The 15785-nt window shown below is 40.9% G+C and carries 14 protein-coding genes; 4 read left to right on the top strand and 10 right to left on the bottom strand.

The features are described from left to right. Positions 1-85 precede the first annotated feature (85 nt). The 3 genes from VB620_RS13755 to VB620_RS13745 all read right to left on the bottom strand — a co-directional run bounded on the left by VB620_RS13755 (position 86) and on the right by VB620_RS13745 (position 3898). A complete protein-coding gene (locus VB620_RS13755) occupies positions 86-2269 on the bottom strand; it encodes a tetratricopeptide repeat protein (RefSeq protein ID WP_323196716.1) in 2184 nt (727 codons plus the stop codon). A 113-nt stretch (positions 2270-2382) separates the two neighbouring features. Then, entirely contained in the window at positions 2383-3174 is a 792-nt protein-coding gene (locus VB620_RS13750; RefSeq protein ID WP_323196715.1) for a PP2C family serine/threonine-protein phosphatase, read from the bottom strand. 49 nt (positions 3175-3223) lie between these two features. After that, positions 3224-3898 carry a vWA domain-containing protein gene (locus VB620_RS13745; protein ID WP_323196718.1) on the bottom strand — a complete coding sequence of 225 codons (675 nt, stop codon included), beginning with the start codon at positions 3896-3898 and terminating at the stop codon, positions 3224-3226. 587 nt (positions 3899-4485) lie between these two features. Between VB620_RS13745 and VB620_RS13740 the strand changes: the two genes are divergently transcribed. After that, positions 4486-5841 carry a response regulator gene (locus VB620_RS13740; protein ID WP_323196714.1) on the top strand — a complete coding sequence of 452 codons (1356 nt, stop codon included), beginning with the start codon at positions 4486-4488 and terminating at the stop codon, positions 5839-5841. Positions 5842-5869: 28 nt separating this feature from the next. Here the strand turns inward: VB620_RS13740 and VB620_RS13735 are convergent, their stop codons facing one another. From VB620_RS13735 to VB620_RS13725, 3 genes are all read right to left on the bottom strand, one after another. Then, the gene (locus VB620_RS13735; RefSeq protein WP_323196713.1) at positions 5870-7018 is read right to left on the bottom strand and encodes an AI-2E family transporter; all 1149 of its coding nucleotides are present in this window, start codon (positions 7016-7018) and stop codon (positions 5870-5872) included. A 56-nt stretch (positions 7019-7074) separates the two neighbouring features. Beyond that, positions 7075-7269, bottom strand: coding sequence for a hypothetical protein (locus tag VB620_RS13730; RefSeq protein ID WP_323196712.1), 195 nt, complete (start codon positions 7267-7269; stop codon positions 7075-7077). A 147-nt stretch (positions 7270-7416) separates the two neighbouring features. Continuing rightward, positions 7417-9177: a WD40 repeat domain-containing protein gene (locus VB620_RS13725; protein ID WP_323196711.1), complete on the bottom strand. Its 1761-nt coding sequence runs from the start codon at positions 9175-9177 to the stop codon at positions 7417-7419. 382 nt (positions 9178-9559) lie between these two features. Between VB620_RS13725 and VB620_RS13720 the strand changes: the two genes are divergently transcribed. Beyond that, entirely contained in the window at positions 9560-10237 is a 678-nt protein-coding gene (locus VB620_RS13720) for an SDR family oxidoreductase (protein WP_323196710.1), read from the top strand. Positions 10238-10490: 253 nt separating this feature from the next. Here VB620_RS13720 and VB620_RS13715 read toward each other — a convergent pair whose 3' ends face one another. The 3 genes from VB620_RS13715 to VB620_RS13705 all read right to left on the bottom strand — a co-directional run bounded on the left by VB620_RS13715 (position 10491) and on the right by VB620_RS13705 (position 13601). Beyond that, the gene (locus tag VB620_RS13715) at positions 10491-11651 is read right to left on the bottom strand and encodes a pyridoxal phosphate-dependent aminotransferase (RefSeq protein ID WP_323196709.1); all 1161 of its coding nucleotides are present in this window, start codon (positions 11649-11651) and stop codon (positions 10491-10493) included. Positions 11652-11727: 76 nt separating this feature from the next. Then, positions 11728-13110: a cytochrome P450 gene (locus VB620_RS13710; RefSeq protein WP_323196708.1), complete on the bottom strand. Its 1383-nt coding sequence runs from the start codon at positions 13108-13110 to the stop codon at positions 11728-11730. Positions 13111-13175: 65 nt separating this feature from the next. Further along, positions 13176-13601 carry a hypothetical protein gene (locus tag VB620_RS13705; RefSeq protein WP_323196717.1) on the bottom strand — a complete coding sequence of 142 codons (426 nt, stop codon included), beginning with the start codon at positions 13599-13601 and terminating at the stop codon, positions 13176-13178. A 128-nt stretch (positions 13602-13729) separates the two neighbouring features. On the opposite strand from VB620_RS13705, the gene petN reads away from it, so the two are divergent. Further along, complete coding sequence (gene petN, locus VB620_RS13700; protein ID WP_006195543.1) at positions 13730-13819, top strand: cytochrome b6-f complex subunit PetN; 90 nt, start codon at positions 13730-13732, stop codon at positions 13817-13819. A gap of 7 nt (positions 13820-13826) precedes the next feature. Beyond that, positions 13827-13988 (top strand): hypothetical protein, encoded by a 162-nt coding sequence (locus VB620_RS13695; RefSeq protein WP_323196707.1) that lies wholly within the window; start codon positions 13827-13829, stop codon positions 13986-13988. A 336-nt stretch (positions 13989-14324) separates the two neighbouring features. Here VB620_RS13695 and hisD read toward each other — a convergent pair whose 3' ends face one another. Further along, entirely contained in the window at positions 14325-15605 is a 1281-nt protein-coding gene (gene hisD / locus VB620_RS13690) for a histidinol dehydrogenase (protein ID WP_323196706.1), read from the bottom strand. Between the last annotated feature and the right edge of the window lie 180 nt (positions 15606-15785).

Raw genomic sequence — 15785 nt, 5'->3', positions numbered from 1 at the left:
GAATTTTACTACTCTTATCATGTTTATTTTGCGTTACTGAAAAACTATTTAGAAAAAACTAGCAGTAAATTTACTAGTTTTTTAATTAATTGTTGCCTGTATATTGCCCGATAGCAGAGCTTTGTAATAAAGCAGTGCATTGACTTTCTATGATTACACAGAGACCGCTTAAGGCTTGCTGGTAGCTTTCTGTATCTTCTTGTTCTAAGGAGAGTTTGGCAGCTGTTTGTAAATCTTCAATCGCCTTGACATTATTAGTGTCAGAATCTGTGCCAGCATATTGTGTAAGTTCATAGCGAATCATCCCTCTTTTGAGGTAGACTTTTGCTAATTTGCTATTAATTTTGAGTGCTTGGTTAAAGTCAGCAATCACCTGGTGATATTCTGGAATAAAGTTGCTACTGAATTGTGCCATTTTATAGCGAACTTCACCGCGCTGAAAGTAAGCTTCGGCTCTGGATGCATTCAGTTTAATGGCTTGAGTAAAATCGACAATGGCTTTTTGATAATCTTGCAAGGATTGACCGCTATACCTAGCCATTTGAGAACGGACTATACCTCTTCTAATATAGGCTTCTATTTCCTGATTGTTAATCCACAGAGCTTGGTTAAAATCAGCGATCGCCATATTATATTCCCGATCAGGATCATGGCTATATTCAGCCATCATATAACGGGCATTACCTCGGTGGATAAAAGCTTTAACTTCTTCCGGGTTAATTTCCAACGCTTGGTTATAGTCTTCCAGCGCCTTTTCATAATCTTTTAAGTTATAGCGAGCATTACCCCGGTTCACATAAGCCCTGGCATTTGTTGCGTCATTTTCTATGGCTTTAGTGAAGTTTTCTACAGCTTGCTGGTAATCTCGGATTTGGTAAGCAGCATGACCCTGTTTATAGTAATCGGCAAAAGTGAGAACTTCTGCTGGTGGTTCCTGCGGAAGACCCATCAACGTTTGTTGAGTGTAGGCATTTTGAGAAACATAAGGACGAGTGAATTTAATTGCTACATCCAAATAGCCCAACAGACCAAAACCCAGTAAACACAAAATAGCCGGATAGAACTTGGTTTTCTGGTGATGTTGATAAGGAGAATAACCAGAAGTAGCTACTGGCTGCCAATAATTGATGCGCTGATGCGGAGTGACTGGTTGTGGAGGACGTGAACGTTGAGGATAACGCCTTTTCGGTACAACTCGCGGGCGCAGATGTTCTCGATTTTCCACAGCTCTCGGTGATGGAAAAGGATCACGTCCACCTAAGCGCAAAGTACGTTCACACCAAGGACAACTATCTAAATGGTTGTTGTAGCGATGCTGGGGATTAGTAGTACAAGTAATTAGGCTATCTTCCGCTTCCGCCAACACTGATAACCAAGTTTGGGCGTTGGGGCGTAGCTGTGGGTCATTGTGACCATCTTCAAAACAACGTACAAATAATTGTTTTAACTTGGGATGCAGCACTTCCCAAGCAGGTGCAATGGGCGTAGGGCGATAAGGTACGCGACGCTGTTGACTATAGGTGAAATGTCCCGCAGCAATCCGGGCTTCATAGGGTGGTGGCTCAGAAACACCTTGAAATATGCCCGAAAAGGGGTGAGTACCTTCCATCAACAGTTGAAAAATCAATACTGCCAAGCCAAACAAATCATGATTAATATGGCGATCGTGTTCAGCAAAAGTTTTATTCTGTAATTCTGGAGGAGTAAACTCTGGTTTACCCACTGCACAGCGATAAACAAGATGCCGATCAGGATCATATACTTGGAAGGAATCCGTATCCACCAACGTCACCAGTGCTGTATCGCTGACCAGAATATTGGACTCATTCACGTCACCAACGCAATAGCCACTATTATGTAAAGCCCCAAAAGCTGCTGCTAAATTCCGAGCTGTGCGTAACAGATATTGATAATTAAATAAGGGACAGTGTTCACGGCGGGTTCTGGGATTGTAAAAGTCGATAATCGGACGCATCCCGTGAATCCGGGGCATCAAAAACCCGATAATGTCCTTACCTTTATCTGTCGCCCACAATAAATCCTGCGGCCAAGCAATAGAAATATGTCCCAAGCTAGCCGTAGGGTTTTCTGGAGGATTAGCAAGCATCGCCCGGAGTTTTTGAGCGTGAGCAACTGTTGGCTTGTGATAAACCTTGGCTACTAAATCACCAGAGGACGGCAATGCATAGATACAAGCTTCACCGCCACGCCCCAAACTAACGCTGAGGTTGAGAATTTCTTGTTCGGGAAGACAACGTAAGACTTGCATGATGAAATCACGGTGAATGGGGTGATGTAAAAGAGTAATATCGCAAAATTAACACAACATTTATGAGAATAAGAAGCATCAAAATTTAGCAACATTTCAAATATTTTCTTAACTCAGCATTCAGCACTTTTGAACCCAGCTAAAATCAGCGTCAGATCATCATCAGTACGTTGCGTAATCCGCTCAGAACCTAAAAACCTCACCAACTGCTCATGAGCTAATTTCTGATCTTCGGCATTTTCTACAAAGTCGAATAAAGGAAAAAAGAATGGTTTGTGAGGTTCATTAATGACCATGTTTAAAGCCAGCATTTGTAGTCCATCAGTGAGGACACCAATATTAACTATGGATTCACGCCATAATCTCATTTGTGCTGTATTTAAGGCATCAGGGGAAGTTAAAAAAGTAGTTTCGTTAATGTGTTCACCATTATCAGGTATGGTCAGCGCCACTAAGTTACCCTGACTATTTTTGGCTACTGCTAAACCGTCACCAATTTGTATAACTGCCACCATTTCAGGTGTGGCAACCATAATAATTAAGGTAGTTGCTAAATCTTGAGGTTGTTTACTACAAGCTAGCGCTTCATCCTCCACAGCTTTTTTCGCGGCTAGTAAGGATGTATGCAACAGTGATTGCACAGTGCTGTCATCTGTAAGGGAATCTCTAGTAATTTCTTGGATAGCTAGATTTTCGATCGCTGTTTCTACAGCTACCATTGCCCCCACTTTTCCCTGGCTAGCAGAACCAGCACCATCAGCAGCAGCAACTACCAACACATTTCCTGGTAATAGCTGCCAGTGGTGAGCATCTTGACACAGCTGCTGGTTCCTGATGTGACTTGTACCACATACAGATGCGGCGACTACTCGCCAATGAGATATCTGTTTTGATGTTGTGTTCATAGATTTTTCCAAGCCGCTAGCTGTCCGTGTCTAAGCCGTGCATCAGCTGTTAAATAGTCCCCCAGCCAATGGGTGGTAATGCTACCTGTTCATCTACCTGGGAATGGGACACTGCTGACATACTGGCTGACAACCAAACAAACATTTCAATAAAGTTTAATCCTTTAAGTTTGAGTGGAGTCCGCACGGCTAATTGATTTAGGCGAGTCATGTTAGCATTTTCTACACCTACTGTAAAGAATGCCACTCTTTTATTGGCTTCTTCTACTTGCAAGCGTTGGGCGGCTTGCTCTATGAGTTGATCTAGTTCCCCTTGTGGTTCTCCATCTGTAATCATAAATACCCAAGGACGATAGTAAGCAATGCCATTGGCACGATATAGGGCTTTACGCTCTTGCACCATATCTAATGCTTTATGAATTCCCGATCCCATTGTGGTTAGTCCTTGTGCTGTCAATATGGGTGGGTTAAATTGATCGGCTGTCACAAAGTCTTGGACTATATTGACATTACTATCAAATGTGATAATCGCTACTTCGACCCGTCTGGATGCCAAGGAATTTTTGACTAATTCATCCTTTAAACTGAGCAAGCCCTGATTTAATGCTTCTATTGGTTCTCCTTGCATGGAGCCAGATGTGTCTAGCAGTAGGACGCAAGGACAACGGGGTTCAGGATTTTCGGCAAATTCAACTATTTCATCCAGTTTTAAGGTATCGTGCATAACTTTTTCTGTTATGTTATACTGCAATGCTTTATTTTCCTTTTTTCAAAGTATATATTTCCGTTTCCGGAGCTTACAAGACTAAACATAAATGTTTAGCCGTAATCAGTGCAATCTTTATGAAAAAGATAGGTTTTAGCAAATGATCTATATATACCATTTATTAATGAGGATATACTTAATTTCCTCAGCTATGAGGGCTTTATGTCTCAGGTGCTGACCTGGGTTGTTATCAAATAATAAAGCCCAGTCTCTTATAAAATTTGTGGCCATATCTATTTCAGAAATCATTGATAGGGCAAGTTTTTGGGGAGATTAATTAGATTTTTTTAACTATTACAATTACTCCTAATTTTAGTAGCTAATTTGGCAGCTAAATTAAATTTAGCCAGATTTTTTAATTTAAGCAGAGCAATGTTTAGCATTCTTTTGAAAGAGCCATTTTACAACTTATTATATGCACCTAGATACTAATTAATTACTTTTATTTTCAGAAAAATATTAAATATTCAAAAAATTCACAGAATCAAAATTCCGTTTTAGGTATATTCTGTATTTTGTGTACTATTTTATAAATCCTCCAAAATATGTATAACTTTGGCACCTTGACAAGATTACGTCCTCAGAGTCTGTTAAGACACTTATCTAGTTCTTATGATACTACTTGTTTTCAAGCTTTTAGTAACTTAGTCACTTGGTCAATTTACCTCCAGGAGGGGAAAATAATCTATGCGACTCATTCTGTAGCACCTTTTGACAGACTAGAACGCCATTTACATCGGTTAAGTGATCAAATTCCAGGGGTGACTAGCGAAACTTGTGTGCAATTACGCTTAATGTTTGATGCTGAATCTCATGGTAATGTTAATAAGCAACCTGCGGATTATCAAGCTCTTAAGTGGCTAATAAGTGAAGGGTATTTAAATTCTGCACAAGCAACTTTGCTGGTTCAAGAGTTAGTTAAAGAAGTAGTGGAATCATTGTTGTTAATTAAGGCTGGTAACTTTGCATTAAGTGATTCCCAGATAGAGGTATCAGCAATATGCAAATTGGATGTAGAAAAAGTAATAAATTTCTGCCAGATTCAATTACGTAATTGGTTATCTTTCACACCTTATATTTCTTCACCTTATCAGCGCCCATATCTTTTGACTACTAGCATGGTTCATAATCCAGATATCCAGCCACATTTATCTAACTGGATGAAGGGTTTTAGCTTACGTCATTTGGCGGTGATGATGAATCAAAATGAGATGGAATTAGCTAAAACGTTATACGCTGACATTATCAAAGGTGGAGTTATATTGCATGAACCAGATCCACCGTATGATCAATTACCAAGAAATCTGGAAGATTTATCATTGTATTCTACTTATACGATAGAATCACTACGAACAAATTTAGTGGATATTCCAGTAGAGACGATTCAAAATAATAGTCAAGTTGCTGATGATATTCCTGTAGAGCAATTTCCAGATAGTTCTACTTTTGTAAGTGAACATATTCCGGAACTAACAATATTAAATAACACGAACCGGAGTAGAGAAAGAGTAACGACTGCTACTATAACTACCCAAAAAGTTTATAAAATTGTTGCTGTAGATGATAGTCCGACAATTCTCAAGGAAATTGATCGTTTTTTAGAAAGTGAAAGTTGTGTTGTGGTGATAATTAATGATCCAATAAAGGCTGTAATGTCGATTATTAGACACAAGCCAGATGTAATTTTATTGGATCTGAATATGCCAGGAATTGACGGTTATGAGTTGTGCCGAGTTATACGAAATAATGCTAATTTTAAGGATACACCGATAATCTTTGTCACAGGATTCCAGGGAATTGTTGATCAAGTGAAGGCGAGATTAGTGGGAGCTTCTGGATATTTAAAAAAGCCTTTTACGGAGTTAGAATTACACAAAATTATTTTTCAGCACTTGACTTAAATATGGCTGTTTGTGTGAAGTATGGTTATTATTCTTCCTGTGGTACGCTGTTATCTAGTTTTGTTTCTGCTTCAGCAGTTTCAGCTTCTGTTACCCATTCAGTATCTGGGGGAGAAGATTGAGAAATTATGACTAATTCAGTTTCTTTGCGGTGATTACTACCCCATTGATCTAGAACATCTTTAATCAATACTTCTTGCAGCCAAATTTTAACAACTACTGTTAATGGTAGGGCTAAAAATAATCCTAAGAAGCCAAAGAATGTGACGAAAAATAGTTGAGAAATTAAGGTTATTGCTGGTAGTAGTGAAACCCGTTGTGACATGACTGTGGGAGTAATGACATTAGCATCAATTTGTTGAATGACAAAATAGAGTATGAAGACAATTACAGGTTTCCAGGGATTATCTAATAGGGCGATCGCCATTGCTGGTGTCACACTCAATGTCGGGCCTAAGTTAGGAATTAAGTTGAGAAATCCGGCTAAAACTCCTAAAGCTAGGGCGGCTTTGACTTTCAAAATGGATAAGCCTATGACACTTAATATTCCCACAAAACTCATGGCAATAAAAGCGGCTGTAATCCATCCTTCTAAGGAAACTTCACATTGTTCTAAAATCCCATCGATTCTGGAGCGATAAAATGAGGGAAATAGGCGAATAAATAATCTACGATAGGCTTCAGGATCGGCTAAGAACATTCCTGTTAATACTAAGACTAATAATATCTTGAGTATCACTTCTAAAGAACTGGATACAAAGGCGAAGGAGTTTCCTAATATTTCGTTGAGAAAAGGTTGTGCTTGTGCAATTAGGTCGTTTAAATTGGGAATATAAGAAACTAATTCAGTAGGAACTAGGTTTTCTAGTCTTTGTATCCAACCATTAAACCGCGCAAACCCTTGGGGAACTCGATATGTGAGTTCTTGAAACTGCTCTGCGAAGGGGGGAACAATTAGCCAGAAAAAAGTCACAACTCCGGCGAAAAAAATCGCTACGGAGAGGACAACAGCAAAGCCACGTCTAACTCCGAGGCCTTGAATGCGTTTGGCTAGGCGGTTTAAGGTGGAAGCTAAGACGACTGCGGCAAATATCAGTAATAGCACTTGCCGAATTTGCCATAAGATATATAAGGAAAGGACTATGGCGATTAAGCCGATCCATTGACCAAGATTCACAGGCTATCCCCCAGCTATGTCGTTGAGATTAGGTTAGCTGATTTTAACAATTTCTCTTAATTTTGTTGGTGTGCTGACTGAAATCTCCAAAATAAAGCGATCGCCATGATCATAGTTGGTGATAAAACTATAATTAAGGCGTTAGTATCTGTGGCTGGTATGGATAAATTCGGCCCTAGATATTTTATTCCTACTGATAACAAGGCGGACAGTATCAGCAATTTTAAGACAAATCCGAGATTATTGAGCATAAAAGTACATTAATATACATTTTTTGGTTTTACCCAATCTTAGCCTACTGACTTTTTGGTGATTTCACATAACTTAAATATCTGGAGCCAATTTAAACGCTGCGGTAGGTAATTTTTCGGCACAGATGTCATTCAAAGCCTCCCTAATCAGCTTCTTTGCCAAATTTTGATTGTTTGATCCCAACTGCCAGAAACTAACATTTCGCCGGAATCTGTGAAGGCTAGGGCTGTAACTGTATGACTATGACCTGTGAAAGTGGCTAGCAATTCACCTGTTTCTAAATGCCATAATTTGATGGTGTGATCTGCACTACCACTGGCGATAATTTGTTGGTCGGGACTGAGGGCGATCGCATATACTCGATCTCTATGTCCTGTGAGAGTACGGATTAATTTCCCTGTTTCCAAGTGCCAAATTTTAATGGTGTGATCCCAACTACCACTGACTAGCAGTTTAGCATCTGCACAGATAGCTAGGGCAGAAACGATGTGAGAATGACCAGTCAGGGTATATAACGGTGGTGAATCTTTGAGAGTTTTCCATTCATTGGGTTGTAAAGTCTGCCACACTTTGATTTTGCGGTAGCTACCTATAGCCAAAGTTTGCCCATTGGGACTAATCACCAGGGAATGAGCAGCTGTATCATCTAAGGATAAGGCGATCGCCACCTGACGCTGCACCAAATCCCAAAACAAAACTTTCCTATCATCTCCAGCAGTTACCAACATTCCTCCATCGGGAGTAAAAGCCACACACCGCACCATACTATGATGCTTGTCGAGGATATCGATCAAATCTAATCCGCCGATATGCCAAAGCTTAACTGTCGAATCTGCACCACCACTGACTAAAGTTTGTCCATCTGTACTAAATGCTAAAGAATTAACCTGATTAATTTCCCCAGATTTTACCCAAGGGGATTCTAATAATGTTGCGATTAATTCACCCTTACTTAAATCCCATAGTTTGATTTCTCCACGGCTACCACTGGCTAATATAGGTGAATTTTGACCATTATTAGACCTAGAACTAAAAATTAAACAATTAATTCCCTGGTTATGACTTTTTAATGTTTGCCAACATTCCCAATCACCAATCACTTCCTTTTCTGGATGTTCTGGTGGTAAAGTTTCAACCGTCGTTTTTATCTGATTTTTCTTAACTAATAATGGTGTTTCTGTTTCGGTGATTAATGATTTAAAATACCAACTTAAGCCCCCAGAATACCACAAATCACTCGGCGTAATATACACTTTTTGGTCTGAAAATTCTATTTGGTTGCTTGGTAAAAAACCAGCAATTATCGCCGGCTTTTGCTGACAGTCATCAGTAGAAAATTGCCGCAATAAACACAAAAATATTAATACATGATTTTTTAAATCATCTTGAGTAACTGACCACCTAACTTTATTTTTTTTAATACTATTAACACTTTCTTCATCTACTGCGTGAACTTGCACCTTCCACTGAAGATTATCTGTAAGGACGTAAGTAAATTTACTCTCTCCGCGTAAATTCCCTTCATCATCTAACACCATATTTTCCACAGGGTCTTGGGGTAATTTTTTCGCTAACTTACCCAGGCGTTTAGCCATTACCGAGGTAACAATTTCTTCTCGCAACAGATATTTTGCTGCTTCTTTCTGGAAGTATTCGGAAAAAGGTATATCCCAGTACACATCGTCGGGATATTCCGGTGGTATGGGTGGGGGATTTTTAGCAACAATTTCGGCTTTTTGGCGGGAAAATTCCTTGATTTCTGACAATTTATCACCTGAAAACTCAACCATCTCGCTGTGACACCCTTTGACTGGATTTACCAGCAAAAATAAATCATGAGTTTTAGGTTTTGTTAAACGTTGAAGGAAGTCAGCTTGTTGGGCTTTGAGTAAGCTAATCCAATCCATCTGCATTCGTTGTGATACAACAATCTTTCATGATCTATAGGAACACAATTTTCCTAGACATAACTGGGTATTCTATAGTGAACCTACTGGTAACATTTTAGTGCATAGAGTCAGATTTACAGAATAATTGCACGCAGATGAGGAGAGATGAATTAATAGATTTGATGATTTTGTGCAGTTTTAGATCAGGTTGGTGTAATTCTAATACTCAAGAGAGTGTTGACGAAATGATAGAAAAACTTCTGAAAAATTATATGTAAATTGATATTAGTTGAGGCGGTTTAATGCTAATTTTTGCCTTAAATACTCTGATAAATCAAAATGTGAGTTAGTTTTTCCTGTGATTTTATGATAGATTCCTGGAAGATAATTGAGAATTAATATGACAAGTGCATCTTATATCTTTCTTGCAGGCGCAAGTCGTGGTGTTGGTAAAGAAATTGCCCAATGCTTATCAGTAGGAAATCTCCCGGTAAAAGCCCTGCTGAGAAACGAAGCTGCTGTGACTGAATTAACAGCGATGGGGATTAAAACTGTGATGGGAGATGCTTTAAATGTCAGTGATCTGGAAGCAGCAATTCTCACAGATGAGCCTATTCATACTATTATTAGTACCATTGGCGGTCTACCTTCTGAAGGTGAAAGGGCTGATTACCTTGGTAATAAAAATCTCATTGATGTGGGTGTGAAAGCTGGAATCAAAAGGTTTATTTTAGTTTCTTCCATTGGAACTGGTAATAGTGCTGGTGCTTTACCTCCCCAAGCTTTAGCAACTCTGGGGCCTGTGTTGGTAGAAAAAGACAAGGCTGAACAACACTTAATTTCTAGTGGATTAATCTATACGATTATTCGCCCTGGTGGGTTAAAGTCGGAACCAGCAACGGGAAATGGGATTTTAACGGAAGATCCGGGTGTTGTGGGGACTATTCATCGGCCAGATGTGGCTGAGTTAGTGTGTCGGTGTTTAAATTCTCCCGCTTCTCATCATAAAACTTTGTCGGCTGTAGATAAAAATATGTTGGCTGGACAAGCAGAGTTTGTCGAGTTCATTTTAGATTAATGGGGTCAGGGGGAATTTTTCTGATTCTCCCGACTTTGTAATAACATCTCTAAGAGGATGTTTTAAAAGTTTTTAATGTATAAATTGACCCCTCTCCAAACCTCTCCCCGACCTCTCCCTAACCCTCTCCTACAAGGAGAGGGGAAAGGAATTACTTTTATTACTGGAGAGGCTTTGAAAACCCCATTTTCTGGTAGGGAAGGGGGGTAGGGGGGTTAGGTTTTTGGAGATTATGGGTTTCATATAATACTTTTCAAACACCCTCTAAACCTTGGACTAATCTTTTTATACCTGCTTGGGCGGTATCTTTCTGCAATGCTCCATAGGCAACCCGCAAATAACAGCCTGTTTCCATGCCGAAGGTTGTCCCTGGAATGACTGCTACTTGGTGCTGCTGTATCAATTGTTTTACTAATTCAAAGTCATTTATGGGCGTGTGGACTTTCAGGAAAAAATAAAAAGCACCATTGCCGTAAGTAATACTACATAAATTTTCTAAGGGTTTGAGGGCATTGATGACGATTTCTCGGACTGCGGCGATCTCCCCAATATTTTCCTGTAAATACTCTGGCTTGGCTTGTAATGCTCCTAACGCTGCATACTGTGAAACTACTGGGGGACAAATGAGAATGGTGTCTTGAATTTTTTTGACGGCGATTAATAAGTGTTGGGGAATCACCATATAGCCAATGCGCCAGCTAGCAAAACCGTAAGCTTTAGAAAGGCTATACAAAGAGATGGTGTGTTTTCGGCTACCACTAAACGCCCCAGGGGAAATGTGTTTTACGCCGTTGTAGGTAAAATATTCGTAGGTTTCATCACTAATGTGGTAAATGCTATGAGTAGCGCAGATTTGGTTTACCTGTTGTAATGCGGCTTCTGAATAGACGACTCCGGTGGGGTTATTGGGGGAAATTGTGACTATAGCCCTGGTTTTGGGGGTGATTGCTTGGGCGATCGCCTGGGGACGGAGTTGATAATTTTCATCTGTGGCGACTAAGACTGCTCGACAACCAGCGATGGCGATCGCCATTTCATGATTAAAATAGTAAGGCGTATTCAGGATAATTTCGTCACCAGGGGAAGTAATCGCTAAAATGGCATTCATAAAGGCCATATTGCTGCCGGCAGTCACTAAAATGCAGTTATCCTCAGCAATTGCAATGTTATTGAAGGTTTGCAACTTCGCCGCCAGTGCTGCCAATAATGGGGGAATACCCTCAACTGCTTTGTATAAATTATTAGTTGATTCCGCAAGGAACTGGGGTAACAGTGCGATCGCCTCCGGGGGTGGGTCGTATGAAACTACACCCTGTCCTAAAGAAATCGTACCGGGGTGATTTTGAATTAATTCCCCAACCACAGGAATAATTGGCGACTGTACCGCCTGCATACGAGAGGTTAGGGATTCCATATCAAATCAGATTTACGTGAGAAAAATAATACTATGAAAATTTTATCACTGCTTGGAGATTGTCCCAGTTTTGAGTTTAACTTGTCGCCATACTCACTGGAGATAATTGTGGCGATCGCTCCCCTGTAATTACCATTGTCACACCACGCCCAGGCGCAAGAGTAACACCTCTACGGCGAGGTACTTCGGGTTGATCATCTACCAACGCCAGTTGATAGCTTGATATAATTTTTGCTAATACTATTTTCAGTTCAAACACTGCCAAAGCCTCACCCATACAGCGACGCACACCGCCACCAAAGGGGATAAATTCATAAGGAGAAAATTGGCGTTCGAGAAAGCGCTCTGGTTTAAACTTTTTAGGTTCTGAGTATAAATCCTCACGCTGGTGAGTCAGATAGATACAGCCACATACTGCTGTACCTGGTTTTAAAGAATATCCCAAAAGTTCCATTGGTTCTTTGACTATTCTGGGAAAGGTCAACATAGCCACGGGATAAATCCGCAAGATTTCATTACACACAGCTGTGAGATAAGGTAAACGGAAAATGCTCATGGGATCTGGTGAATCACCCAGACTATCCAATTCTTCCAGCAGTTTTTCCCGAACTTCTGGGTGTTTGTGAATCAAATATAATCCCCAAGCCATTGATGTAGCTGTGGTTTCATATCCAGCAAACAATAGAGTCATTAACTCATCACGTAATTCTTGATCTGTCATCGGGTGACCGGCTTCATCTGTTGCTGACATCAATAAAGAAAGGATATCAACACGATTTTCAAAGTTCTGCTGACGGCGTTCGGCAATTTCAGCGTAAATTAAATTGTCTAATTCCTGTCTATCTCTTAAAAATTTACCCCAGGGACTCCACGCACCTAAATTCTTTTGTAGAGAGGGGAAAAATAGCAGACTAGAAGTCAAAGGTGAGCGAAAGACATCCGCTATGCGCTGTAATTGTGCTTTTAGTTGTTGGTGGCGTTCTCCTGCGTATACTCCGAAGACGGTCTGTAACATCACTTGTAATGTAATATCTTGGGTGACATCACGAGCCGTAAAAGATTGATTGTGGGGTAATTGACTCCAGACTTTTGCGGTAATGTCAGTAATGGCCTGACTATAACTTCGCATCCGGTCGCCATGAAAAGATGGCATTACCAATTGTCGCCGTTTTCTGTGGCGATCGCCATCCAGCATCATCACCGAATAATCACCGATTAAAGGTTGTAAAATTTTGTTTTTTTCACCACTAGCAAAAAACTTTTTACGGTCATTGGTTAGAATTTCTTGGATTCCCTGGGAATCGTTGACAAATACCAAGTTATTACCAAAACCCACTACATTAGCTGTGAAAATGTCAGGATATTGTTGGACAGCTTTTTCCATATAGCCTACAGGATCTGCTACCCACTGTAACTGCTGGAGAAAATAGGGGGTTTTAAGAGAATGGGGTGCTGGCATGGATTTGTGGCGCTCGAAATTGTTACTATTTGCTCTAGTGTAACTTTTCAGATTAATAAGTTTTATTATGCCTTTGAGTTAAAAGCTTTGAGCCAACCTAATTTAATTGTAGTTTCCAGGGCGATCGCACCCACTGCAAACCACAAAACACTTTCCCCCGCCAGCACGAAACCGGGTAACATTCCATGAGTATGATCAATCTGGGTTAAGCCGCGCACTAAACCGAAAGCCAGCACACCACCAGATTTCAGTTGCAGATTTTGATCTGTGCGGATGATATAGCGATAAGTGACACCAAATAATAACCCAGAAATCCCCGCAATTCCCCCACTCAGCCACCAATGCCAATTAATCTCTGTGTGCAGACTTAATAGTGTGGGAAAATATTTGAGCAATACCAGACTCTTGACCAAACTGGTAATTAAGAAAGCGCTGCACAAAGAAACACCCCCAATTATCCCAGCCTTGAGAGATTCTAAGCGTTCCGCCATCAATTGTTTATCTGAAGTTTCGCTCACTTTCTCAAATCCACAGATCAGAAAAACCGTTGCAGAATCAACTGCCTTTCCCATTATGATGGGTATTAGAGACGTTTTGTAATTATTTAGCAAGTAAGACTATGGCAACTTTGACACTAGGCTGGGTATCACTCTTGGTTGTGTTCACTTGGTCAATTGCAATGGTAGTTTGGGGACGTAACGGACTATAGGGGAAGCGTGGAAAATCCATTCCTGAATATTTTGGCTTTAGTCGCCTTATTACTGCTAGTAGCGGTGACTGGTGGCGTTGGTTACTTAACAGTAGCAGACTGGCGCGATCGCCGTCTCCGAGAAAACGAAAAACGGGAACTCAAACGCAGTTCTCCTAAAAGGCGATAATTGGCTGTGTAGGGGTATGATCAGATCATCTTCCTACACAGTTATAGCAAGCAGGGAACAGGGACTGGGTTAAGACCCTTTTGGTGTCTCGCTTTTATTATCCGTTTATGTCCTAACCTCCTTGGCTGTTGCTATACAACCTCAAAAGTTGAATTTTTCCACCGCACAGACGCAGCTACCGTGTACATACATCCTGAGCTAAACAGAGTTTCCAGCCTTAAAAACAAAATTTAATCAGACATCTTGTTCCCCTCCTCGCTTGCGGGGAGGGGCTAGGGGTGGGGTCTTATGACACAAACGAGAATTTACCGACTTATGTGTACACCGGGCGCAGAGTTATTCTAGGCGAATAGAAACACTACCACCATGAGCCGGTAAGCCTTCAGCAGCAGCTAAGGTGACGGCGGCTTTACCTATGGTTTGCAGGGCTTGTTGATTACATTCTAAATAGGTAATGCGCTTGAGAAAGTCGTAGACACTCAAGCCAGAAGCAAAACGGGCGGAACGGGCGGTGGGTAGGACATGATTCGGTCCTCCTAAATAGTCGCCAATGGCTTCTGGGGTATAACGTCCTAGAAATATACTCCCAGCACATTTAATTTTACTAGCCAGTTCTTGGGGATCATCTACACACAGTTCTACGTGTTCGGGAGCTAACTGATTGAGTAGGGGTATACTGTCAGTTAAATTTTCTACTAAAATCACCGCACCATGTTTTTCCCAACTAGCTTTAGCTACTTCCTTAGTCGGTAGATTTACGAGAATTTGCTCAATTGCGGCGATCGCTTTTTCTGCAAAAGCAGCCGTATCAGTAATTAAAATTGATTGGGCGCTAGGATCATGTTCGGCTTGGGAGAGTAAATCCCAGGCTATCCATTCTGGGTTATTTTGGCTATCTGCGACCACTAAAATTTCCGAAGGACCGGCGACGCTATCAATACCCACAGTTCCAAATACCTGACGTTTCGCTTCAGCGACATAGGCGTTACCAGGGCCGACAATTTTATCTACAGGGGTGAGAGTTTCAGTACCATAAGCTAAAGCTGCGATCGCTTGCGCCCCACCTATGCTATAAATTTCTGTAACCCCAGCAATTTCAGCAGCAGCCAGTACAGCCGGATTAATTTCACCACGAGGCATAGGTACAGCCATGACAATTCTTTCCACCCCCGCAATTTTTGCAGGTACGGCGTTCATCAGTACAGAACTAGGATAGCTGGCGCGTCCTCCAGGAACATAAATTCCCACTTGGGAGAGAGAAACCCAATTTAATCCCAATTTCACCCCGGCGGAATCCGTATAGCCAATATCTTGGGGTAATTGCTTTTGATGAAAAAACCCAATTCTGTCCGCAGCTAATGCCAAAGCGTCCTTAACATCTGGTGGACATTTTGCGGCTTGTGCGGCGATAAAATCAGCGCTCAAATGCAGAGATGGGGGACTGTAATGATCAAACTTAGTAGTATATTCCCGAACTGCGGCATCACCGCGCACTTTCACATCAGCCAGGATATCTTTAACTGTACCACTAACATCAACCGTTGCTTCCCGGCGATCGCTCACCAGTGCTTTGAATCTAACGTAAAAATCTTTGTCGGTTGTTTGAAGTAGCTGCATAGAATATATCTCTGAAATAATGCCGGTTTTGCCATCATAATAATTTTAGCGTTGGTGAATTTGAATATGAAATGCCAAAATTACATTTCTTTAACTCATATTCTCTGCGACTCTGCGCCTCTGCGTGACATGAATCCACTTCTCGTCTAATTTGTCAATGGTGAGTTTTATCTAAATCTG

It is taken from the genome of Nodularia harveyana UHCC-0300 (assembly GCF_034931085.1).
GTDB classification, from domain to species: domain Bacteria; phylum Cyanobacteriota; class Cyanobacteriia; order Cyanobacteriales; family Nostocaceae; genus Nodularia; species Nodularia harveyana.
The sequence above is the reverse complement of the archived record's forward strand: the minus strand, read 5'-3'. Positions and strand labels throughout refer to the sequence as shown.

What these genes read in the sequence shown, in the direction of transcription:
- VB620_RS13755 (WP_323196716.1), bottom strand. Translation starts at nt 2,269, where the DNA reads ATGCAAGTCTTACGTTGTCTTCCCGAACAAGAAATTCTCAACCTCAGC.
- VB620_RS13750 (WP_323196715.1), bottom strand. Translation starts at nt 3,174, where the DNA reads ATGAACACAACATCAAAACAGATATCTCATTGGCGAGTAGTCGCCGCA.
- VB620_RS13745 (WP_323196718.1), bottom strand. Translation starts at nt 3,898, where the DNA reads ATGCACGATACCTTAAAACTGGATGAAATAGTTGAATTTGCCGAAAAT.
- VB620_RS13740 (WP_323196714.1), top strand. Translation starts at nt 4,486, where the DNA reads ATGTATAACTTTGGCACCTTGACAAGATTACGTCCTCAGAGTCTGTTA.
- VB620_RS13730 (WP_323196712.1), bottom strand. Translation starts at nt 7,269, where the DNA reads ATGCTCAATAATCTCGGATTTGTCTTAAAATTGCTGATACTGTCCGCC.
- VB620_RS13725 (WP_323196711.1), bottom strand. Translation starts at nt 9,177, where the DNA reads ATGGATTGGATTAGCTTACTCAAAGCCCAACAAGCTGACTTCCTTCAA.
- VB620_RS13720 (WP_323196710.1), top strand. Translation starts at nt 9,560, where the DNA reads ATGACAAGTGCATCTTATATCTTTCTTGCAGGCGCAAGTCGTGGTGTT.
- VB620_RS13715 (WP_323196709.1), bottom strand. Translation starts at nt 11,651, where the DNA reads ATGGAATCCCTAACCTCTCGTATGCAGGCGGTACAGTCGCCAATTATT.
- VB620_RS13710 (WP_323196708.1), bottom strand. Translation starts at nt 13,110, where the DNA reads ATGCCAGCACCCCATTCTCTTAAAACCCCCTATTTTCTCCAGCAGTTA.
- VB620_RS13705 (WP_323196717.1), bottom strand. Translation starts at nt 13,601, where the DNA reads ATGGCGGAACGCTTAGAATCTCTCAAGGCTGGGATAATTGGGGGTGTT.
- petN (WP_006195543.1), top strand. Translation starts at nt 13,730, where the DNA reads ATGGCAACTTTGACACTAGGCTGGGTATCACTCTTGGTTGTGTTCACT.
- hisD (WP_323196706.1), bottom strand. Translation starts at nt 15,605, where the DNA reads ATGCAGCTACTTCAAACAACCGACAAAGATTTTTACGTTAGATTCAAA.